Here is a 22644-nt window from a genome sequence, read left to right as displayed (position 1 = left end):
GACGATTAGCAGCACGTCATGTAAGAGAATGCTTACGCGCCCTCCAAGCCCTTAGAACAGTGCCTCATCCAGCAAAAACAGAGATTCGCTACCGGATTTTACCGACGCACTCAGCGAGTGGATCCGTGGCAACAAGCGGGCGAAATAGAAACGTGCAGTGCCCAGCTTGCTGACGTAAAAATCTTCTTCAGACTCCTTGCCCAACGCGGCCTTGGCCATGCGTGCCCACATATAGGCGTAGGCCATGTAGCCGAAGGCGTGCAAGTACTCCACCGACGCCGCGCCGATTTCATTCGGGTTGGTCTTGGCGCGGTCCAGCACCCAGGCGGTCAACTCATCCAGGTTATCCACTGCGGCACCCAGCGGTTTGGTGAATTCAGTCAGCTCGGCACCCGCCGAGGCAATGAACGCGCGGATTTCATCGGCAAACAGGGTGTAGAACGCCCCGCCGCTGCCGACGATCTTACGCCCCATCAAGTCCAGGGCCTGGATGCCGTTGGTGCCTTCGTAGATCTGGGTGATGCGCACGTCCCGCACCAACTGCTCCTGGCCCCACTCGCGAATGTAGCCATGGCCGCCGAACACTTGTTGGCCGAGCACGGTGGTTTCCAGGCCCAGGTCGCTCAAGAACGCCTTGGCTACCGGAGTCAGCAGCGCAACCAGGTTATCGGCGCGCTCACGCGCAGCGGCATCGTCGCTGAACTTGGCGATGTCCAGTTGCGTCGCCACATAGGTGGAGAACGCCCGGCCGCCTTCGTTCGCGGCCTTCATGGTCAGCAACATGCGGCGCACGTCGGGGTGCACGATGATCGGGTCGGCCACTTTGTCTTTATGCTGGGCGCCAGTCGGTGCACGGCTTTGCACGCGGTCGCGCGCATATTCGATGGCGTTCTGGTAGGAACGCTCGCCGGACGCCAGGCCCTGGATGCCCACACCCAGACGCTCGTAGTTCATCATGGTGAACATCGCCGCCAAGCCACGGTTCGGCTCACCCACCAGGTAGCCCACGGCCTCGTCGAAGTTCATCACGCAGGTCGCCGACGCCTGGATCCCCATCTTGTGCTCGATGGAACCACAACTCACGGTGTTGCGCGCGCCCAGGCTGCCGTCGGCATTGACCATGAATTTCGGCACCAGGAATAGCGAGATGCCCTTGGGACCGGCCGGTGCGTCCGGCAGCTTGGCCAGCACCAGGTGGATGATGTTGTCGGTGAGGTCATGTTCGCCACCGGTGATAAAGATCTTGGTGCCGCTGACTTTGTAGGAGCCGTCCGCCTGTGGCTCGGCCTTGGTGCGGATAATCCCCAAGTCAGTACCGGCGTGGGCTTCGGTCAGGCACATGGAGCCGGCCCATTCACCGGAATACATCTTCGGCAGATAAGCGGCTTTCAGTGCTTCGCTGGCGTGGGTGTTGATCGACACGCAGGCGCCGGAGGTCAGCATCGGGTACAAACCGAACGCCAGGCTCGACGAGTTGATCATCTCTTCAACCTGGGCCGACACCGCCTTGGGCATGCCCATGCCGCCGAACATCGGGTCACCACCTACCCCAACCCAGCCGCCTTCGGCATAGGTTTTGTAGGCCTGTGGAAAACCGTCCGGTGTGAACACCGCGGTGTTGTCCCAGCGGCAACCCTGCTCATCGCCACCGCGGCTGAGCGGGGCGATGGATTTGGCGGTGACTTTGCCGGCTTCTTCGAGGATGGCCTCTACGGTTTCGGCGTCAACGGTGTCTGCCAATGCCGGCAATTGGGCCCAAGTGGTGGCGACCTCAAAGACTTCGTTGAGGACGAAGCGCATATCACGCAGCGGCGCTTTGTAATCAGCCATGGCAAACCTCGTGAGAACGTGAAAAGTAATTCGGTAAGAGTCGGTTTTACAGGCTCAGAGTGTACCCGAACAACTTTTCAGACACATAGGGTCCACTTATGACTGATCGGTATTTTTAAGTCACTACAGCGCAAATGCCTCCGCAGGCAGACTCATCAGGCATTCGCTGCCCGCTTCCACCGCAGCACGGTGGGTGGCGGTACGCGGTAACAGGCGCTTGAAATAGAAGTCGCAGGTCGCGAGCTTGGCCTTGGAGAAATCCGAGTCCGGTTGCCCAAGGGCAGCCATCGCCATACGCAGCCACAGATAGGCAAGGATCACGTAGCCGCTGTACATCAAGTAATCCACGGCCGCCGCCCCCACTTCATCGGGGTTCTTCATCGCGGCCATGCCGACTTTGGTGGTCAGTTCGCCCCACTCCCCGTTCAGCTGGTTGAGCTGCGCCACATAGGCCTTGAGCTGCGGGTGCTCGGCATTCGCCGCGCAGAACTTATGCACGATCTTGGTAAAACCACGCAGCAGTTTGCCCTGGCTGCCCAGCACCTTGCGCCCCAGCAGGTCGAGGGCCTGGATGCCGTTGGTGCCTTCATAGATCGGCGCAATCCGTGCGTCGCGGGCCAGTTGTTCCATGCCCCATTCGCGGATGTAGCCGTGGCCACCGAAGATCTGCATGCCGTGGTTGGTCACCTCAAGGCCAGTGTCGGTCATGAAGGCTTTGCAGATCGGCGTGAGGAACGCCAGCAGGTCTTCGGCGTCCTGACGCTGGGTGGCGTCGCTGCTCAGGTGCGCGGTGTCGAGCAACTGTGCAGTGAAGTAGGTCAGTGCGCGGTTGCCTTCGTTGAAGGCCTTCATGGTCAGCAGCATGCGACGCACGTCGGGGTGCACGATGATCGGGTCGGCGGTTTTTTCCGGGGCCTTGGCGCCGGTCAGCGAGCGCATCTGCAAGCGGTCGTTGGCATATTTGATCGCGCCCTGAAAGCTCGCTTCGCCGTTGCACAATCCCTGCATGCCAGTGCCCAGGCGCGCGTGATTCATCATGGTGAACATGCAGTTGAGGCCTTTGTTCGCCTCGCCAATCAAAAAGCCCTTGGCGCCGTCGAAGTTCAACACGCAGGTGGCCGAACCCTTGATGCCCATCTTGTGTTCGATGGAGCCGCAGTGCACCGCGTTGCGCTCGCCCGAATCCGCATGGAACTTGGGCACGATAAACAGCGAGATGCCCTTGGTGCCCGCCGGCGCGTCAGGCAGTTTGGCCAGTACCAGGTGGATGATGTTGGCGCTCATGTCATGTTCGCCGGCCGAGATGAAGATCTTGCTGCCGGTGACCGCATAGCTGCCGTCCGCCTGGGGCACGGCGCGGGTCTTGATCAGGCCCAGGTCGGTGCCGCAATGGGCTTCGGTGAGGCACATGGTGCCGGTCCATTCGCCGGCGGTGAGTTTGCTGAGGAACGTGTCTTTCTGCTCGGCGGTGCCGTGGGCGTGGATCGCCGACATCGCGCCGTGGGTCAGCCCTGGGTACATGCCCCAGGACGTGTTGCTGGAACCGATCATCTCGCTGAGCACCAGGCCCAGCGACGACGGCAAGCCCTGGCCGCCGTAGGCCGGGTCTGCGGCCAGGCCGTGCCAGCCGCCTTCCACGTACTGGGCGAAGGCTTCCTTGAAACCCTTGGGCGTAGTGACCACGCCGTTGTCGAAATGACAGCCTTCTTCGTCGCCGCTGCGGTTGAGCGGTGCGAGCACGTTTTCGCAGAATTTGGCGCCTTCTTCGAGAATCGCGCTGATCATGTCCGGGCTGGCGTCGGTCGCGCCCAACGCGGCGTAATGGCCGTGGAAATCAAACACGTTGTCGATCAGAAAACGCATGTCACGAAGGGGAGCTTTGTAGTCAGGCATGGCAATGTCTCCGTCAGCAGATGGTTTCAACCTACTGCCGGGCATTGCCTCGGACAATCACTGTAGCGCTGCTGAATACAGCGCCATCACTCAACCGGCAGCGCCCTCTGTGCGCACCGCGCCACGACGGGTTTGCCCAGCCGCAACTACGCAGTTACGTCCGGCGCCCTTGGCGGCGTACAGCGCCTGGTCGGCGGATTTGAGCACTTCTTCCGGTGTGCGCTGCTCGGCCTGACGCTCGGCCACGCCGATGCTGATGGTCACCGAAACGCTCGATGCACCGCTGCCCGCACGACGCTGACGGCCCTGGTGGTCGTCCTGCGGGCGGTCGGCATTGCGCAGCTTGATATCGTAATCCGCGATGATCTCGCGGATCTCCTCCAGGTGCGGCAAGCACTCCTCGACCGTCTTGCCGGCGAACACCACGGCGAACTCTTCACCACCGTAGCGATAAGCCCGCCCGCCGCCGTTGACCTTGGACAACTTGCTCGCCACCAGTCGCAGCACCTGGTCACCGACATCATGACCGTGGGTGTCGTTGAAGCGCTTGAAGTGGTCAACGTCGCTCATCGCCAGCACGTAATTGCGCCCCAGCCGCTGCATGCGCTCGTTCAGTGCGCGGCGCCCTGGCAAGCCGGTGAGTTCATCGCGGAAGGCCATTTGATAAGCCTCGTGGGCCACGCCGGCAGCAATCATCAGCATCACCTGGCTGCACATGATGTTCAGGGTGAACGGCAAGATAAAGGTCTGCGGCAACATCCAGAATAGGCCCAGCAGGCCCACCAATTGCGCCGCGTGCAGCGGACGGGGCTGATACCAGTACTGCGCCGCCAGGGTCAGGAAGCCGATCAGGAACATCGGGTATGACAGCTGGATCAGGCTCATCCAGCTGCCATGCAGCGCCGGCCAGCGAATCTCCGCCAGCCAATTGAGCACCGCCTGGGGATAACTCTGCTCCAGCGCCAAGGCCACGCTGCCGATCGCCAGCAACACCGCGCCACGGGCGACGAAGTCGCGGAACAGGTGGGTCTTCTCCTGCCATAGCGCGTAGATGCTGAACAACAACGGCAGCAACAAACAACACAGATGAAACACCACGGCCGCGTCTTCGCGCACGCGGCCGTTGTCACGATAGAAATCGGTCTGGGTATCCAGCAGGAAGTAGGCGATGTACACCGTGATCATCAGGAACAGTTCGCGCTGACGGCGATACACCGCGCAGTACGAGCCGCCGAGCAACAGCACCAGGGTCGGCAACACATTGAACAGCGACGTGAAGAAGACGTTGAGGTCCTTGACGTACGCAGCCGAGAGCCCGGCCAGCAAGAGCAGCAACGAAGGTAAAAAGTGACTGAAACGTACAGCGGACACGCGCGACAAGGGTAAAACTCCGACCCGCAAAAAATGATGGCACTGTGCCTTGATGCCGACAGTTAAGCACAACCTGGCACGCATGTATCACATTGCCATCACTGTAACGGCAGGCTTCGCCAATCCCTGAGCTTTTTGTTGCAACGCTTTCTGTAGGAGCGGGCTTGCCCGCGAAGGTCGTCAACGATGACGGGAGCCGCCTGAATAAACGCGGCGCTTGTGGCTTTTTCGCGAGCAAGCTCGCTCCTATAGAGAAACGAAAAAACCGCCGCTCCCGTGAGGGAGCGGCGGCTCTTGAAGTGAACCTGGTAAGGCTTAGTAAGCCAGGCCGAAGTCTTCTTCTTTCATGTCCATCAGGTTGTTTGCGCCCGACAGCATGGTGGCTTTATGGGCCAGGGTACGCGGCAGGATGCGCTGGAAGTAGAAGCGCGCAGTCTGCAGCTTGGCGGTGTAGAACGCCTCTTCGGTGGTACCGGCAGCCAGTTTTTCGGCAGCCAGGCGCGCCATGTCGGCCCAGAAGTAAGCCAGGCACGCGTAACCGGAGTACATCAGGTAGTCCACCGAGGCGGCACCCACTTCTTCGCGGTCTTTCATCGCAGCCATGCCGACCTTCATGGTCAACTCGCCCCACTCTTTGTTCAGTGCCGCCAGCGGTGCAACGAACTCTTTGACCGCTTCGTTGCCTTCGTTGGCCTGGCAGAACTTGTGCACAATCTTGGTGAAGCCCTTGAGCGCTTCGCCTTGGGTCATCAGCACTTTACGGCCCAGCAGGTCGAGGGCCTGGATACCGGTGGTGCCTTCGTACAGCATCGAAATGCGGCTGTCGCGAACGTTCTGCTCCATGCCCCACTCGGCGATGAAGCCGTGGCCGCCGTAGATCTGTACGCCGTGGTTGGCAGACTCGAAGCCGACTTCGGTCATGAACGCCTTGGCGATCGGAGTCATGAAGGCCAGCAGGCCGTCGGCCTGTTTCTTGGCTTCGTCGTCGGTGCCGTATTTGACGATGTCCACTTGCTTGGCGGTGAAGTACACCATCGCACGGTTGCCTTCGGCGAAGGCTTTCATGGTCAGCAGCATGCGGCGCACGTCAGGGTGCACGATGATCGGGTCGGCAGCCTTGTCCGGCGCTTTCGGGCCAGTCAGGGAGCGCATTTGCAGGCGATCACGAGCGTACTTCAGGCCGCCCTGGAAGCCGATTTCGGCGTGGGACAAGCCTTGCAGCGCGGTGCCCAGGCGAGCGGTGTTCATAAAGGTGAACATGCAGTTCAGGCCTTTGTTCGCCGGGCCGATCAGGAAACCGGTGGCTGCGTCGAAGTTCATCACGCAGGTGGCGTTGCCGTGGATGCCCATCTTGTGTTCCAGGGATCCACAGGTCACGGCGTTGCGCGCGCCGATCGAACCGTCGGCGTTCGGCAGGAACTTCGGCACGATGAACAGCGAGATACCTTTGGTGCCGGCCGGTGCGTCCGGCAGGCGGGCCAGTACGATGTGGACGATGTTGTCGGCCATGTCGTGTTCACCGGCCGAGATGAAGATCTTGGTACCGGAGACTTTGTAGGAACCGTCAGCCTGAGGTTCAGCCTTGGTGCGCAACATGCCCAGGTCGGTGCCGCAATGTGGCTCGGTCAGGCACATGGTGCCGGTCCATTCGCCCGACACCAGTTTGGTCAGGTAAGCCTCTTGCTGCTCGGGAGTACCGTGCTCGGAGATGGTGTTCATCGCACCGTGGGACAGGCCCGGGTACATGCCCCACGACCAGTTGGCGGCGCCGACCATTTCACTGACTGCCAGACCCAGGGATTCCGGCAGGCCTTGGCCGCCGTGCTCCACGTCGTGGGCCAGGCTTGGCCAGCCGCCTTCGACGAATTGTTTGTAGGCTTCTTTGAAACCGGTTGGGGTTTTAACGCCCGACTCACTCCAGGTGCAGCCTTCGATGTCACCCACGCGGTTCAGCGGTGCCAGCACTTGCTCACAAAACTTGGCGCCCTCTTCAAGGATGGCGTCAACCATGTCCGGGGTAGCGTCCTGGCAAGCCGGCAGGCTCTGATAGTGCGCTTCATAGCCAAGCAGTTCGTCACGAACGAAGCGAATATCACGCAAGGGGGCCTTGTAGTCAGGCATAGCGATAAACCTCTGCTGATGTATCTGGAATGAACAACCGCGTGGAATTGTTGTGGCGGTCAAACAGGTGTTTGAAACATACGTTTACCACCTGGGGATGTCAAGCGTCGTCCGGATGCCGTTTGTCATGACATGAATCAAAGGCGCGCACGGCGACGTCTGCGGCGGGGTGCCACATGATTCAGGAGTGTAGGAGTTCAACAATACGACGGAGGACAAATGTGGGAGCTGGCTTGCCTGCGATACAGGCGCCGCGGTAGATCATTAGGACCGAGTTGATGCTATCGCAGGCAAGCCAGCTCCCACATAAAGCGAGAGCCGGTCGGCCTGTAGAGGGATTAAGCGTAGGTGTCGATCAGGGTGCCGAGCATTTCATCCGAAGCCTTGGCGACTTTGGCGCCGAGCTCCACTTGGAATTTGCCTTGGGCCATTTCGACCATGTTGCTGGCCGAGTTGGACGGCTGGGCGCGGTCGTTGGCTTGCAGTCGGTCGCTTTGCGCATCCGAGGGCTGGGTCGTCGCGGCGCTGGCAATTTTACCGGCGGCCTGGTCGACACGGTTCTGCCCGGTCTGAATGCTGCTCAGGCCCGAATAAAACGCGCTGCTTCCAGAGATTTCCATGGCGTAAGCCTGCCTTTAGAGAATCGTGAACCGTGATTGAAGCAGAGTCGCCCGCAAAACGCCCGTCAAAAACACTAATGGCATAATGCCTTAGCGATAGCCAAAATCAGTCAAGCAGGTCCAACTGCAAGTACTCCGCCACGGCTTCAGCCCCTGCATGCTTGAGTTTCGGCACACGTCCCAGGCACGGTGCAGGCAGCCGCTCGGCCAGGGTGGCGAGGTTTTCTTCCAGACGAGAGGTCTTGGGGTCGATGATATTCGCCACCCACCCGGCCAGTTGCAAACCGTCACGGGCGATGGCTTCGGCGGTGAGCAAGGCATGGCTGATGCAACCCAGGCGCACGCCCACCACCAGGATCACCGGCAGCTTGAGCGCCATGGCCAAATCCGACAGGTTCGCCTGATCGGCCAAAGGCACCCGCCAACCGCCTGCACCTTCGATCAACGTGAAATCCGCTTCGCGCGCCAGAATCTGTTGCATGGGTTTGAGCAAGGCTTGCACAGTCAGCGATACGCCCGCCTCCCGCGCCGCCAGATGCGGCGCAATGGCCGGCTCGAACGCCACCGGATTGACCTCGGCGTACGTCAGGGGCAACGAGCATTCGGCCAACAACGCCAGTGCATCAGCGTTGCGCAAGCCTTTGGGCGTGACCTGGCAGCCGGAAGCCACGGGTTTGCCGGCGGCGGTGCTTCTGCCAGCTTGCCGGGCGGCGTGCAACAGGCCGGCGGCGACGGTGGTCTTGCCGACATCGGTGTCGGTGCCGGTGATGAAGTAGGCGGCGGTCATAGAGGTTTCTCCAGTACGGCATACACCACTTGGTAAGTCGCCGGCAGACCTTGGGCCTGGCGGAACCGCTCATACGCTTGCACCAGTGCAACAATCCGCGCGCGCCCCGTCAACCCTCCCGGCCGGCCGGGGTTGAGGTTATGCGCACCCAGGGCTTTCAATTCATGGGTGAGGCTGCGCACGTCCGGGTAATGCAGCACATGGGGGCGGCGCTCCAGGCTCACCACCCGCAGGCCGCTGGCCGCGCACAGTTGTTGATAAGCCTCGAACGTGCGGAAGCGGTTGACGTGAACCAGGCCATCCGCCGCGCGCCAGCTTTCGCGCAGTTCTTCCAGGGTGCCCACGCACAGGCTGGCGAAAGCCAGCACGCCGCCTGGTTGCAACACGCGAGAGGCCTCACTGAGCACGGCTTCGAAGTTCGCGCACCACTGCACCGCGAGGGAGGAGAAGATCAGCTCCAAGCTGTCAGTTTTAAGCGGCAAGCGTTCGGCGTCGCCGGCGATGAAGTGCTGGGCACCACCCAATGGGCGTGCGTGATTGAGCATGCCTTCGGCGATGTCCAGTGCAATGCCTTGGCTGGCGGGCAAACGCTCGGCCAGCACGCGGCTGAAATAACCGGTGCCGCAGCCCATGTCCAGCCAGCGTTGCGGCGCAATGTCAGCCGGCAAGCGTGCCAGCAATTGGCTGCCCACTGCGCGCTGTAACTCGGCAACGCTGTCGTAACTGGCGGCAGCACGGGAAAAGGACGCCGCCACCTGGCGCTTGTCGGGCAACGCGCCTGGCAGCGGGGCGTGGGATAAATCAGTCATCGACGCACTCATGCAAAAAAGCCTGGATGGCCCCCGCGACACCGTGGGGGTCTTCTAGAAGAAACGCGTGGCCGGCCTGTTCAATCAGGCCGATTTCAACATCGGGCAGCAACGCCAGCAGGTCGCTGGCGGCTTCGGCGGGCACCAATCCGTCCAGCCCGGCGAACAGGTGCAACTGCGGGCCGCGATACGCCAGCAAGGCTTCACGGGTGTCGAGTTGAGCGAGCAGTTCGAGGCCGGGCATCAGCACATTGGATGGGGTATTGGGTGCGCCGCTGACCAGCAAGCGCGACAATCCACGCGGGTCTTCGGCGCCTTTGGCGCACAGCAAACCGAAGCGCTTGAGGGTAACTTGGGAGTCGGCGTGGCAACCGGCAAGAAACGCATCGAAGGTCTCGGCAGGCATCGCACTCGGCCAACCCTCATGGGCAACAAAACACGGGTTGCTCGCCAGCGTGAGCAAGCCGCAGCAGCGTTCGCCACGCCGCGCCGCCAGCTCCGAAGCCAGCATGCCACCCAGCGACCAACCGCCCAGCCAGGCGTTGTCCGGCAGCGTGGCGTCAAGTTCGTCGAGCCATTCTTCCAGGTTGCTGGAATCCAGTGCGGGCAACGGTTCAATCTGCACCTGCAGGTGTTCGTCCAGGCCCTGCAATGCAGCGGCCAACGGTTCCAGCGGCGATACGCCGAGGCCCCAGCCGGGCAGCAATATCAGTCGATCACGCATGGTCGGGCTCCGAACTACTCAATACGCGGAAACACGCTTCCAATGCGTTTAACAATAGCTGCACCTGCGCCTCGGTGTGGGCCGCCGTCAACGTCACGCGCAAACGCGCACTGCCGGCCGGCACGGTCGGTGGGCGGATCGCGGTCACCATCAGGCCGCGCTCGCGCAGCATCTGCGACAGGCGCATGGCCTTGGCGCTGTCGCCGATCAGGATCGGCTGGATCGGCGTGAAGCTGTCCATCAAGTCCAGCCCGAGCTGCTCGGCACCCTGGCGGAACTGACGGATCAGGCCGTTGAGGTGCTCACGCCGCCAATGCTCGATGCGCAGCAGCTCCAGGCTTTTCAAGGTGGCGCAGGCCAGGGCCGGCGGTTGGCTGGTGGTGTAGATGTACGGGCGCGCGAACTGGATCAGGCTTTCGATCAGCTCTTCACTGCCCGCCACAAAAGCGCCGGCCGTGCCGAACGCCTTGCCAAGGGTGCCAACCAGTACCGGCACGTCCTCCTGGCTCAGGCCGAAGTGCTCGACGATACCGCCGCCGTTGGCACCCAATGGGCCGAAACCATGGGCATCATCCACCATCAACCAGGCGCCCTTGGCCTTGGTTTCACGGGCCAGCGCGGGCAGGTCGGCCAAGTCGCCGTCCATGCTGAACACGCCATCGGTGACCACCAGGGTATTGCCGGTGGCTTTCTCCAGGCGCTTGGCCAGGCTCCCGGCGTCGTTATGCAAGTAGCGATTGAAACGCGCCCCCGACAGCAAGCCCGCATCCAGCAGCGAGGCATGGTTGAGTCGGTCTTCCAGCACCGTATCGCCCTGCCCCACCAACGCCGTGACCGCACCGAGGTTGGCCATGTAGCCGGTGGTAAACAGCAACGCACGCGGACGACCGGTGAGGTCGGCCAACGCTTCTTCCAACTCATGGTGCGGCGTCGCATGCCCGACCACCAGGTGCGAAGCACCGCCGCCCACGCCCCAGCGGGACGCACCGGCGCGCCAGGCTTCAATCACTTGTGGGTGATTGGCCAGGCCCAGGTAATCGTTATTGCAAAACGCCAGCAGCGGCTTGCCGTCCACCACCACTTCCGGGCCTTGGGGGCTGTCGAGCAGCGGGCGCTGGCGATAAAGGTGTTCGGCACGGCGGGCAGCGAGGCGCGCGGCGAGATCGAAAGACATCCCTCACACCACAGCGTTATAGAACTGCTCGCTGCTTTTCTGCTCCACCAGCGCCTGCTCGATCGCCGCCTGATGCACTTCATCCGCGTGTTCTTCACGGGCTTCCGGCAGGATGCCCAGGCGTGAGAACAGTTGCATGTCCTTGTCCGCCTGCGGGTTGGCGGTGGTCAACAGTTTGTCGCCGTAGAAAATCGAGTTGGCGCCGGCGAAGAACGCCAGGGCCTGCATCTGCTCGTTCATCGCTTCACGACCGGCCGACAGGCGTACATGGGACTGCGGCATCAGGATGCGCGCCACGGCGAGCATGCGGATGAAGTCGAATGGGTCGATGTCTTCGGCGTTTTCCAGCGGCGTACCGGCCACCTTGACCAACATGTTAATTGGCACCGACTCCGGATGCTCCGGCAGGTTGGCCAGTTGGATCAGCAAGTTGGCGCGGTCATCGAGGGACTCGCCCATGCCGAGGATGCCACCGGAGCAAATCTTCATCCCCGAATCCCGCACGTAGGCCAGGGTTTGCAGGCGTTCGCTGTAGGTACGGGTGGTGATGATGCTGCCGTAGAACTCGGGCGAGGTATCGAGGTTGTGGTTGTAATAGTCCAGGCCCGCCTGGGCCAGGGCTTCGGTCTGGTCCTGATCGAGGCGGCCAAGGGTCATGCAGGTTTCCAGGCCCATGGCCTTCACGCCTTTGACCATCTGCAGCACGTAGGGCATGTCTTTAGCCGACGGGTGCTTCCAGGCGGCGCCCATGCAGAAGCGGGTCGAGCCGATGGCTTTGGCGCGGGCAGCCTCTTCGAGGACCTTTTGCACTTCCATCAGCTTCTCTTTTTCCAGGCCAGTGTTGTAGTGGCCAGACTGCGGACAATATTTGCAATCTTCCGGGCAGGCGCCGGTCTTGATCGAGAGCAGCGTCGACACTTGTACACGGTTGGCGTCGAAATGCGCGCGGTGCACGGTCTGCGCCTGGAACAGCAGGTCATTGAACGGCTGCACGAACAGCGCTTTGACTTCGGCGAGGGACCAATCGTGACGCAAGGTGGCGGTGGTGCTGGCGCTCATGGGCGATTCCTTGATTATGCTTTGGCAAGCGCTGCGGGAAGGGCAATACCCACAGGCACGACACGGATGCTCGGCATATTTAAGGAAGATTCATGCACTGTCAACCAGACTACAAACACCAGGTTTACATCTGGTCAATAAACACTCAAACCTGTTTACTCTGCGATGAGGCAACGGAATCAGCCGACTCTGTGTGCAACGTCTGCGAAACCGAGCTGCCGTGGCTGATAGAACACTGCAACCTGTGCGCCCTGCCCCTGCCGATGGAGGGCTTGATCTGCGGCCAATGCCAGAAACATCCGCCGGCCTTTAAACAGGTGATTGCGCCCTGGACCTACAGCTTTCCGGTCGACAGCCTGATCAGCCGCTTCAAGCACCAAGCGCGCTGGCCCCTGGGGCAGATGCTGGCGCGACTGTTGACCCAGCACCTGCAACATCGCTTCGACAACACCGAACTCACTCGCCCCGACTGCCTGCTGCCGGTGCCGATGGCGCGCAAGCGCCTGCGTGAACGCGGCTATAACCAGGCCTTGATGCTCGCGCGCTGGCTCAGCAGCGATTTGAACATCCCCTACGATGAACACCTGTTGTTACGCCCCCATGAAACCGTCGCCCAACAGGCCCTCGATGCCAAGACCCGCCAACGCAACCTGCTCGGCGCCTTCGCCCTGGCGCCCGACGCCAAGGTACAAGGCCGTCACTTCGCACTGGTGGACGACGTGCTCACCACCGGCGCCACCGCCCACAGCCTGGCGCGGTTGCTGATGAACGCCGGGGCGCGACAGGTCGATGTGTACTGCCTGGCCCGCACGCCCAAACCGGGCAGTTGACTTGACTCCGTCCCACCTTGCCCGCAACGTTCGGTCCATCACATCGAAGCGTATCCCCATGTCTCTGCCAACGTCCCTCAGCCAACACATCATCCGCCGTCCCCAGCGCATTGCCTTGCTGGCGCATATCGCCGAGCAGGGCTCCATCACCCGCGCGGCAAAAAGTGCCGGCTTGAGTTACAAGGCGGCGTGGGATGCTATCGACGAGTTGAACAACCTGGCGCAAAAACCGCTGGTGGAACGCAGCGTCGGCGGCAAGGGCGGCGGCGGTGCCAAGCTGACGGCAGAAGGCGAGCGCGTGCTGCGTCTTTACCAGCGCCTGCAAGCGGTGCAGGCCGAAGTGCTGGGCTCGGACGAAGCTGCCAGCGACTTCAACCTGCTCGGCCGCCTGATGCTGCGCACCAGCGCGCGTAATCAACTGCATGGTCAGGTCGTCGCCATCGAGCAGCATGGCCGCAATGATCTGATCCGCCTGCAACTGGCCGGCGGGCTGACCCTGGCTGCACAGATTACCCATGACAGCACGCAGCGACTGGAGCTGGAAACTGGCGTGGAAGTGGTCGCACTGATCAAAGCCGGCTGGCTGGAGTTGCTGGCACCCGAGGCTCCCGCAACAACTGGACACAATTGCATGAGCGGCATCGTCGACGCCGTTCTCGACGCAGAGGACGGGCCCAGCGAAGTGCGCGTCACACTGCCCAACGGCCAGGTTTTATGCGCCCTGGCGCAGCCCGCCGCGCTCAAGGCGCTGCGTGTGACCGAAGGCAAAGCGATCCAGGTGCAATTTGCGCCGAGCAATGTGCTGCTCGGCACGCCGGTGTAAGCGGCCCGCTATTTAAACTGCAACAATTTCGTCACGCCCGCTCCTTATGGTGTCTGCAAAAACCGCAGGGAGCCTGAGATGAGCCTATTAGAAGAAAACCAAGCCACCGACCTTGAACAGATGGTCGGCCTCACCCGTCGCCGCTTTATCGGCGCCGGTGCCCTGTGTGGCGCCGCGATGTTTCTGGGTGGCAACCTGCTGACCCGCAGCGCCCTCGCCGTCAACGCCGCCAGCGCCAGCCCCTTGCTGGGTTTTACCAGCATCGCCGCCGCCACCAGCGACGCAATCACTCTGCCGCCGGGCTATAGCGCTTCGGTGCTGATCAGCTGGGGCCAGCCGCTGAGCAAGAACGCGCCGGCCTTCGACCCGTCCGGCAACGGCACGGCCAAGGCCCAGGAACAGCAGTTCGGCGACAATAACGATGGCATGAGCCTGTTTGCCTTTCCCGGCGACGACAACCGCGCGCTGATGGCGATCAACAACGAATACACCAACTACCGCTACCTCTTCGCCCACGGTGGCGCGCCGCAGTCGGCCGAAGACGTGCACAAGGCCCAGGCCAGCGAAGGCGTGTCGGTCATCGAAGTGCGGCGCAAGGGCGACACCTGGCAGTTCGTGCAGGACTCGCGCTACAACCGCCGCATCCACGGTAATTCGCCGATCCGCCTCAGCGGCCCGGCCGCCGGTCACGACTGGCTCAAAACCAGCGCCGACAAATCTGGCAAAAAGGCCCTGGGCACCTTCCAGAACTGCGCCAACGGCAAGACGCCGTGGGGCACTTATCTGACGTGTGAAGAGAACTTCACGGACTGCTTCGGTAGCAGCAACCCACAACAGACCTTCGATGCCGGGCAGAAACGCTATGGCGTGGTCGCCGCCAGCAAAGATATCAACTGGCATCAACACGACCCTCGTTTCGATATGGCGAAGAACCCCAACGAACTCAACCGCCACGGTTGGGTGGTGGAAATCGACCCGTTCGACCCGCAATCCACCCCGGCCAAGCGCACCGCCCTGGGCCGCTTCAAGCATGAAAACGCGGCCCTGGCAGAAACCCGCGACGGCCGCGCCGTGGTGTACATGGGCGACGATGAGCGCGGCGAGTTCATCTACAAGTTCGTCAGCCGCGACAAGATCAACCACAAAAATCCAAAGGCCAACAAAGACCTGCTCGACCACGGCACCTTGTATGTCGCGATCTTCGACGCGGGCGATGGCAACGCCGATCACCCCAAGGGCAAAGGCCAATGGGTCGAGCTGACCCACGGTAAAAACGGCATCGACGCCAGCACCGGCTTCTCCAGCCAGGCCGAAGTGCTGATCCACGCGCGCCTCGCCGCCAGTGTGGTGAAAGCCACGCGCATGGACCGCCCGGAATGGATCGTGGTCAGCCCCACCGACGGCCAGGTCTATTGCACCCTGACCAACAACGCCAAGCGCGGTGAAGACGGCCAACCGGTGGGCGGCCCCAACCCGCGTGAGAAAAACGTCTACGGCCAGATCCTGCGCTGGAAGGCCGACGCTGATAACCACGGCGCCACGGAATTCAGCTGGGACCTGTTCGTGGTGGCCGGCAACCCGGGCGTGCACGCCGGTACGCCCAAAGGTGGCTCGTCGAACATCAACCCGCAGAACATGTTCAACAGTCCAGACGGATTGGGCTTCGACAAGGCTGGACGCCTGTGGATTCTTACGGATGGGGACTACAGCAACGCGGGTGACTTCGCCGGCATGGGCAACAACCAGATGCTCTGCGCCGACCCTTCCACCGGAGAAATCCGCCGCTTCATGGTCGGACCGGTGGCCTGTGAAGTGACGGGCATCAGCTTCTCGCCGGATCAGAAGACGCTGTTTGTAGGGATCCAGCATCCCGGCGAAACCGGCGGCTCGACCTGGCCGGAGCATCTGCCGAATGGCAAGCCTCGCTCGTCGGTGATGGCAATTCGGCGGGATGATGGCGGCATCGTCGGCGCCTGATAGACCACAGTCCCTGTAGGAGCGGGCTTGCCCGCGAAAAACGTCAACGAAAACGCGCAAAGCCTGACGCCCCGAGGCGCGCTCAGGTTTTTCGCGAGCAAGCTCGCTCCTACAGGGTTACCATACCCGGCCGGACGCGGCGCCCTGCTGCGCGCAGGAGTTCGCATGGCCCACCCGTTTGAAACACTCACGCCCGACCTGGTGCTCGACGCTGTCGAAAGCATCGGTTTCCTCAGCGATGCCCGCGTCCTGGCGCTCAACAGCTACGAAAACCGCGTCTATCAAGTGGGCATCGAAGACTCGGAACCGCTGATCGCCAAGTTCTATCGGCCGCAGCGCTGGACCAACGAGGCGATCCTCGAAGAACACCGCTTCACCTTCGAACTGGCCGAATGCGAAGTGCCGGTGGTTGCTCCACTGATCCACAACGGCGAAAGTCTGTTCGAACACGCCGGTTTCCGCTTCACCCTGTTCCCCCGCCGTGGCGGCCGTGCGCCGGAGCCGGGCAATCTCGATCAGCTGTATCGCCTTGGGCAATTGCTCGGCCGTTTGCATGCGGTGGGCTCCACCCGCCCGTTCGAACACCGCGAAGCCTTGGGCGTGAAGAACTTCGGTCACGACTCGCTCACCACGCTGCTGGAAGGCAATTTCATCCCCAAGAGCCTGCTGCCGGCCTACGAGTCCGTGGCACGCGACCTGCTCAAGCGTGTGGAAGAGGTGTACAAAGCCACGCCGCACAAGAACATCCGCATGCACGGCGATTGCCACCCCGGCAACATGATGTGCCGCGACGAGATGTTCCACATCGTCGACCTGGACGACTGCCGCATGGGCCCGGCGGTACAGGACCTGTGGATGATGCTCGCCGGCGACCGTCAGGAATGTCTGGGACAGTTGTCGGAATTGATGGACGGCTACCAGGAATTCCATGACTTCGACCCGCGTGAACTTGCGCTGATCGAACCCCTGCGCGCCTTGCGCCTGATGCACTACAGCGCCTGGCTGGCACGGCGCTGGGACGACCCGGCGTTTCCCCACAGCTTTCCGTGGTTTGGCAGCGAGCGTTATTGGGGCGATCAGGTGTTGGCGTTGCGCGAACAATTGGCCGCCTTGAATGAAGAGCCATTGAAGCTGTTTTGACGGACAAATATCCTTACAATCGCGCTTTGTTAGCTGCCTAAGCAAGGATTCTGCAATGCAAGCCGCCAACCCCCGCAAGGGGTACATCCTGGGCCTGAGCGCCTACGTCATCTGGGGTCTGTTCCCGCTCTACTTCAAAGCCATCGCCAGCGTGCCCGCCGCCGAGATCATCGTGCACCGCGTGTTGTGGTCGGCACTGTTCGGCGGTTTGCTGTTGATGGTGTGGAAGCACCCCGGCTGGTTCCGCGAATTGCGCGACAACCCCAAGCGCCTGGCGATCCTGGCCCTCAGTGGCTCACTGATCGCGGGTAACTGGCTGACCTATGTGTGGTCGGTGAACACCGGGCGCATGCTGGAGGCGAGCCTGGGTTACTACATCAACCCATTGGTGAACGTGGTGCTGGGCATGCTGATCCTGGGTGAGCGCCTGCGCCGCTTGCAGTGGGTCGCCGTCGGGCTGGCAGCCGTGGGTGTGGCGCAACAGGTGTGGCAGGTCGGCAGCTTGCCATGGGTGTCGCTGGTGCTGGCGTTGACCTTTGGCTTCTACGGGCTGATTCGCAAGCAGGCGCCGGTCAAGGCGCTGCCGGGGCTGGTGGTGGAAACCTGGATGCTGGTGCCGATTGCGATTGCCTGGCTGCTGTTCAACCCGACCGCCCATAGCGCGCAGATGGCATTCTGGAGTACGTCCGAAGCTTGGTGGCTGGTAGCGGCCGGCCCGGTGACGCTGATCCCGCTGGTGTGTTTCAACGCCGCCGCACGGCATTTGCCCTACACCGCGCTGGGCTTTTTGCAGTACGTCGCACCGACCCTGGTGTTGCTGGAAGCCGTGCTGCTGTTCGGCGAACACCTGGCACCAAGCACCCTGACCGCCTTCGCCTTCATCTGGGCGGGCCTGGTGGTGTACAGCGTGGATATCTGGCTCAGCGCGCGCAAACGCTGATCAAATAACGTACAAACCTCTGCAAGCCACAGCGGACATGGCTTGCAGGCATCCACCCCAAGGTTATCCACAACCTGATCCCCGCCATTTGTGCACAAGCTTTTGAAATTGCTCGTTTTTTGCTCAATCCGCGAAGAACCCCGGCCGGCGTGGCCTGGCGAGGGGTCTCTACAGGTTATCCACAGGCCCATGCAAGATTTCCATGCATAACCCTGTGGGCAGATTATTCCTCGTGATTTATTCCTCGTGATGCAGTTCCACCATCAAGTCATCGGCCAGGGTTTCCAGGGACAACTGCAAGGTGTCCAGGGATAACGCGGTCGGCACCTGCAACAGCGCCTCGGCGGTAAACAACGGATCACCGCTCATGGGCGCCGGGCGCACATCGGTGCTCAGGCTCTCCAGGTTCACGCCTTGCTTGCTCAACAGTGCCGTGATCTCACGCACAATGCCCGCACGGTCATTGCCCACCAGCGTCATCATGATCGACTTGGACGACGAGGCCTGCCCGCTGCTGCCCTCGCCCACCAACACGCGAATGCCATGGGTGGATAAATCCTCCAGCGCCCCCACCAACGCCTGACGGTTCTCTGCAGGCACACTGACCCGCAGGATCCCGGCAAACTGTCCGGCCATGTGCGCCATGCGGCTTTCCAGCCAGTTGCCACCGTGGGCGGCGATGTTCTGCGCGATGCGTTCAACCAGTCCGGGTTTGTCGGCAGCGATAATTGTGAGTACAAGATGGTCCATGGCAAAGCCCTCTGGTGCATGACCTGTAGGAGCGAGCTTGCTCGCGAAATACGTCAACGATAACGCAGCTCTTTCAGACAGCTCGCGTCGCCTATTCGTTTTTCGCGAGCAAGCTCGCTCCTACAAGGTGGACGCAGGTGCGTTTGAAAACAAATCGTGTACCATTTTTATATTTATCTGGAACAATCCAATAGTTTTTTGAGAACATCCGGTTCTCCGCTGTGACCGTACGACCAAAGTGGGTCGCTAAACGACGTATTTAGTCTAATTTTCACAACCGCAAGTCATCATGTAGTATGCGCAACCTGGCACTACATAATGAAAATCTAAAAAGCGCTTAAGCTGTGCAGAGTGAGGCAAGCAATGACTGAACACGTTCAAGTCGGTGGCCTGCAGGTCGCCAAAGTCCTGTTCGACTTCGTGAACAACGAAGCCATTCCCGGCACCGGCATTACTGCCGACCAGTTCTGGGCCGGTGCCGACAAGGTCATCCATGACCTGGCCCCGAAGAACAAAGCCCTACTCGCCAAACGCGACGATTTCCAAGCGCGGATCGATACCTGGCACCAGACTCATGCCGGCCAGGCGCACGACCCGGTGGCCTACAAAGCCTTCCTGCAAGATATTGGATACCTGCTGCCAGAAGCCGCAGATTTCCAGGCCACGACCCAAAACGTCGATGACGAGATCGCCCGCATGGCCGGCCCGCAGCTGGTAGTGCCGGTGATGAACGCCCGCTTTGCCCTCAACGCCTCGAATGCGCGCTGGGGCTCGCTGTACGACGCGCTGTATGGCACCGACGCCATCAGCGAAGCCGACGGCGCCGAAAAGGGCCAGGGTTACAACAAAGTGCGTGGCGACAAAGTCATCGCCTTCGCCCGCGCCTTCCTCGATGAGGCCGCACCGCTCAGCGCCGGCAGCCACGCCGACTCGACCGGCTACAAGATCGTCGACGGCACTCTGATTGTCAGCCTCAAGGGCGGCAGCAACAGCGGCCTGCGCGACGACGCACAGTTGATCGGTTTCCAGGGCCCTGCGGCTGAGCCGATTGCGATCTTGCTGAAACATAATGGCCTGCACTTCGAAATCCAGATCGACGCCAGCACCCCGGTCGGCCAGACCGACGCCGCCGGCGTCAAAGATGTGCTGATGGAAGCCGCGCTGACCACCATCATGGACTGCGAAGACTCCGTCGCCGCCGTCGATGCCGACGACAAAGTGGTTATTTACCGCAACTGGCTCGGCCTGATGAAGGGCGACCTGGCCGAAGAAGTGGCCAAGGGCGGCAAGACCTTCACCCGCACGATGAACGCCGACCGCGTTTATACCGGCGTGGATGGCCAGGACGTGACGCTGCACGGTCGCTCGCTGTTGTTCGTGCGCAACGTGGGTCATCTGATGACCATCGATGCGATCCTCGACAAAGACGGCAACGAAGTGCCGGAAGGCATCCTCGACGGCCTGGTCACCAGCCTCGCCGCGACCCACAGCCTCAACGGCAACAACAGCCGCAAGAACAGCCGCACCGGTTCGGTGTACATCGTTAAGCCGAAGATGCACGGCCCGGAAGAAGCCGCGTTCACCAACGAGCTGTTCGGCCGCATCGAAGACGTACTGAGCCTGCCACGTAACACGCTGAAAGTCGGGATCATGGACGAGGAGCGCCGTACTACGGTCAACCTCAAGGCCTGCATCAAGGCGGCCAGCGAGCGCGTGGTGTTTATCAACACCGGCTTCCTTGACCGTACCGGCGACGAGATCCACACCTCCATGGAAGCCGGCGCGATGGTGCGCAAGGCCGCGATGAAGGCGGAAAAATGGATCGGCGCCTACGAAAACTGGAACGTCGATATCGGTTTGAGCACCGGCCTGCAAGGTCGCGCGCAGATCGGTAAAGGCATGTGGGCCATGCCCGACCTGATGGCGGCGATGCTCGAACAGAAAATCGCCCACCCATTGGCCGGCGCCAACACCGCTTGGGTGCCATCGCCAACGGCGGCTGCGCTGCACGCGTTGCACTATCACAAGGTGGACGTGTTTGCCCGCCAGGCCGAGTTGGCCAAGCGCGAGCGTGCGTCGGTGGACGACATCCTGACTATTCCTCTGGCCAGCAACACCGATTGGTCCGACGAAGAGATCCGCAACGAACTGGACAACAACGCCCAGGGCATCCTGGGTTATGTGGTCCGTTGGATCGACCAGGGCGTCGGTTGCTCGAAAGTGCCGGACATCAACGATGTGGGCCTGATGGAAGACCGCGCCACCCTGCGCATCTCCAGCCAACACATCGCCAACTGGCTGCGCCACGGCATCGTCAACCAAGACCAGGTCATGGAAAGCCTCAAGCGCATGGCGCCGGTGGTGGACCGTCAGAACGCTGGGGATAAGCTGTACCGCCCGCTGGCCCCGGACTTCGATAGCAATATCGCGTTTCAGGCGGCCGTGGAGTTGGTGATTGAAGGGACCAAGCAGCCGAATGGGTATACCGAGCCGGTGTTGCACCGTCGGCGTCGGGAGTTCAAGGCTAGGAATGGTCTTTGAGTAACCGCTGAAAAACCAAGACGCCCTGATCATTCGATCAGGGCGTCTTGGTCCCTACAACGCAGGGTCGACTTCAGAAACCATGAAACACATAAGTACCGTTAACTGAAGCATGCTCTTGGCCTGCTGAGACATGTACATTCAACAGTATTCCCGAGTGGGTGAAGCTACCATCTGCATGATTCTCAACCGTGACAATAATTTTGCCAGGATGGAAGGGTTCGGGGGGATCGGAGGGATAAAACGAAGTTCCGGAGGCATTTACATATTCAAACTGAATTAAATTATCCACTTCAAATTCATGTAGTCCATCAGTTAATGCCTCCTCGTACCGCCAATTCACGCGCTCGCGGCTGGGCAGAACGTCTCTGTAAATTGAAGTGCCCTGCTTCGATCCACTCACAATCTTCGCTCGAAAAAAATCTGCGGCACCATTTGTGATAATCAGAATGAACGCATCACTTTCATTGATTTTAGCGCGAGCCTGTTTCCATTCTTCTTTTGAAAAACCCGATTTAATAGCCGTCATGATGAACCCCTGCTTCCCAAGTAGGGCATGCTGATCAAGCGTCAGCGTCCTCTCACTCAGTAAACAAGTGCGACTTCAGTCCATCTACTGTCAGAATTAACAGTCTCGACCAGCGGCATCTACTGCGCCATCCCCAACTCCCGCTTCACCATCTTCGCCAACTTCACGCTATCAATTGGCTTCAGCAAAAAATCCACCACGCTCAAATGCATCGCATCAATCACGTCCGGCGCCTCGGCGTCCCCCGACATGATGATGATCGGCAGCGCCGCACGCGTAGATTCACGCACTTGTCGGATGAGTTCCAGGCCATTGCTGGGCGCCATGCGCAGGTCGGTGATCAGCAAACCGATGGAGCTGCTGGTCTTCAATAAATCCCACGCCGCCTCACCACTGTCGGCGGTCATGCAGCGAATACCATCCAGCCCCAGGATTTCCGCCAGCAGTTCGCGTGCGTCCTTGTCGTCGTCGACGATCAACACGCGTTGTGGCGGTAAATCAGGCTCCAGCATCACGGCGCTCAGCGCCTCGCGCTCGGCATCACTCAAAATATCGTGGTCGGACATACGGTTCTCAGCAGTTCTCATCAATCTCCCAGCACACTCGTCAGACATCTGCGGAAGGGCGATCAATGTGCACTTCGTCGGAAAGTTTGCCTAGTGGGCGTTCTACGGGTTTTGGACGATAGTCATGTAAGGTTTTTCCCTAGGGATGGTCTGAAGTAGC

At 61.0% G+C, this 22644-nt stretch carries 19 protein-coding genes; 6 read left to right on the top strand and 13 right to left on the bottom strand.

Going from position 1 to position 22644, the window contains the following annotated elements; genetic code table 11:
* Nucleotides 1-51: 51 nt before the first annotated feature.
* From HX793_RS23640 to bioB, 10 genes are all read right to left on the bottom strand, one after another.
* On the bottom strand, nt 52-1830 hold the full coding sequence (locus tag HX793_RS23640) for an acyl-CoA dehydrogenase C-terminal domain-containing protein (RefSeq protein WP_016977851.1): 1779 nt from the start codon (nt 1828-1830) through the stop codon (nt 52-54).
* Nucleotides 1831-1953: 123 nt separating this feature from the next.
* Nucleotides 1954-3723, bottom strand: a complete 1770-nt coding sequence (locus tag HX793_RS23635; RefSeq protein WP_177052753.1) for an acyl-CoA dehydrogenase C-terminal domain-containing protein — start codon at nt 3721-3723, stop codon at nt 1954-1956.
* Between the two features lie 90 nt (nt 3724-3813).
* Nucleotides 3814-5103, bottom strand: coding sequence for a GGDEF domain-containing protein (locus HX793_RS23630; RefSeq protein WP_025999849.1), 1290 nt, complete (start codon nt 5101-5103; stop codon nt 3814-3816).
* Nucleotides 5104-5409: 306 nt separating this feature from the next.
* Nucleotides 5410-7215: a phenylacyl-CoA dehydrogenase gene (locus HX793_RS23625; protein WP_016977848.1), complete on the bottom strand. Its 1806-nt coding sequence runs from the start codon at nt 7213-7215 to the stop codon at nt 5410-5412.
* Nucleotides 7216-7553: 338 nt separating this feature from the next.
* On the bottom strand, nt 7554-7835 hold the full coding sequence (locus HX793_RS23620; protein ID WP_016977847.1) for a hypothetical protein: 282 nt from the start codon (nt 7833-7835) through the stop codon (nt 7554-7556).
* A 106-nt stretch (nt 7836-7941) separates the two neighbouring features.
* Complete coding sequence (bioD, locus tag HX793_RS23615; protein WP_177096551.1) at nt 7942-8622, bottom strand: dethiobiotin synthase; 681 nt, start codon at nt 8620-8622, stop codon at nt 7942-7944.
* Complete coding sequence (gene bioC / locus HX793_RS23610) at nt 8619-9431, bottom strand: malonyl-ACP O-methyltransferase BioC (RefSeq protein WP_177059276.1); 813 nt, start codon at nt 9429-9431, stop codon at nt 8619-8621. The genes bioD and bioC overlap by 4 nt, the downstream gene beginning before the upstream one ends.
* Entirely contained in the window at nt 9424-10155 is a 732-nt protein-coding gene (locus tag HX793_RS23605; protein ID WP_177059274.1) for an alpha/beta fold hydrolase, read from the bottom strand. The genes bioC and HX793_RS23605 overlap by 8 nt, the downstream gene beginning before the upstream one ends.
* Complete coding sequence (bioF, locus tag HX793_RS23600; RefSeq protein WP_177096553.1) at nt 10148-11329, bottom strand: 8-amino-7-oxononanoate synthase; 1182 nt, start codon at nt 11327-11329, stop codon at nt 10148-10150. Before bioF ends, HX793_RS23605 begins: the two co-directional genes overlap by 8 nt.
* A 3-nt stretch (nt 11330-11332) precedes the next feature.
* On the bottom strand, nt 11333-12388 hold the full coding sequence (gene bioB / locus HX793_RS23595) for a biotin synthase BioB (protein WP_016977842.1): 1056 nt from the start codon (nt 12386-12388) through the stop codon (nt 11333-11335).
* 92 nt (nt 12389-12480) lie between these two features.
* Between bioB and HX793_RS23590 the strand changes: the two genes are divergently transcribed.
* The 5 genes from HX793_RS23590 (at nt 12481) to rarD (ending at nt 18098) form a co-directional block, all read left to right on the top strand.
* Nucleotides 12481-13218: a ComFC family protein gene (locus tag HX793_RS23590; protein WP_177059270.1), complete on the top strand. Its 738-nt coding sequence runs from the start codon at nt 12481-12483 to the stop codon at nt 13216-13218.
* 58 nt (nt 13219-13276) lie between these two features.
* Nucleotides 13277-14041, top strand: coding sequence for a TOBE domain-containing protein (locus HX793_RS23585; RefSeq protein ID WP_016977840.1), 765 nt, complete (start codon nt 13277-13279; stop codon nt 14039-14041).
* Between the two features lie 78 nt (nt 14042-14119).
* A complete protein-coding gene (locus HX793_RS23580; RefSeq protein WP_177059268.1) occupies nt 14120-16018 on the top strand; it encodes a PhoX family protein in 1899 nt (632 codons plus the stop codon).
* A gap of 165 nt (nt 16019-16183) precedes the next feature.
* Complete coding sequence (locus tag HX793_RS23575) at nt 16184-17158, top strand: serine/threonine protein kinase (protein ID WP_016977838.1); 975 nt, start codon at nt 16184-16186, stop codon at nt 17156-17158.
* Nucleotides 17159-17213: 55 nt separating this feature from the next.
* Nucleotides 17214-18098, top strand: coding sequence for an EamA family transporter RarD (rarD, locus tag HX793_RS23570; RefSeq protein WP_016977837.1), 885 nt, complete (start codon nt 17214-17216; stop codon nt 18096-18098).
* A 237-nt stretch (nt 18099-18335) separates the two neighbouring features.
* On the opposite strand, the gene HX793_RS23565 is transcribed toward rarD, so the two are convergent.
* Nucleotides 18336-18848: a glycine cleavage system transcriptional repressor gene (locus tag HX793_RS23565; protein ID WP_177096555.1), complete on the bottom strand. Its 513-nt coding sequence runs from the start codon at nt 18846-18848 to the stop codon at nt 18336-18338.
* Between the two features lie 363 nt (nt 18849-19211).
* Here HX793_RS23565 and HX793_RS23560 point away from each other — a divergent pair, with 363 nt between their 5' ends.
* A complete protein-coding gene (locus HX793_RS23560) occupies nt 19212-21389 on the top strand; it encodes a malate synthase G (RefSeq protein WP_177052749.1) in 2178 nt (725 codons plus the stop codon).
* Nucleotides 21390-21462: 73 nt separating this feature from the next.
* Here HX793_RS23560 and HX793_RS23555 read toward each other — a convergent pair whose 3' ends face one another.
* On the bottom strand, nt 21463-21918 hold the full coding sequence (locus HX793_RS23555) for a hypothetical protein (RefSeq protein WP_157787149.1): 456 nt from the start codon (nt 21916-21918) through the stop codon (nt 21463-21465).
* 119 nt (nt 21919-22037) lie between these two features.
* On the bottom strand, nt 22038-22484 hold the full coding sequence (locus tag HX793_RS23550) for a response regulator (protein WP_016977834.1): 447 nt from the start codon (nt 22482-22484) through the stop codon (nt 22038-22040).
* Between the last annotated feature and the right edge of the window lie 160 nt (nt 22485-22644).

It is taken from the genome of Pseudomonas reactans, assembly GCF_013387025.1.
In the GTDB taxonomy this organism is placed as follows: Bacteria; Pseudomonadota; Gammaproteobacteria; order Pseudomonadales; family Pseudomonadaceae; genus Aquipseudomonas; species Aquipseudomonas reactans.
The sequence above is the reverse complement of the archived record's forward strand: the minus strand, read 5'-3'. Positions and strand labels throughout refer to the sequence as shown.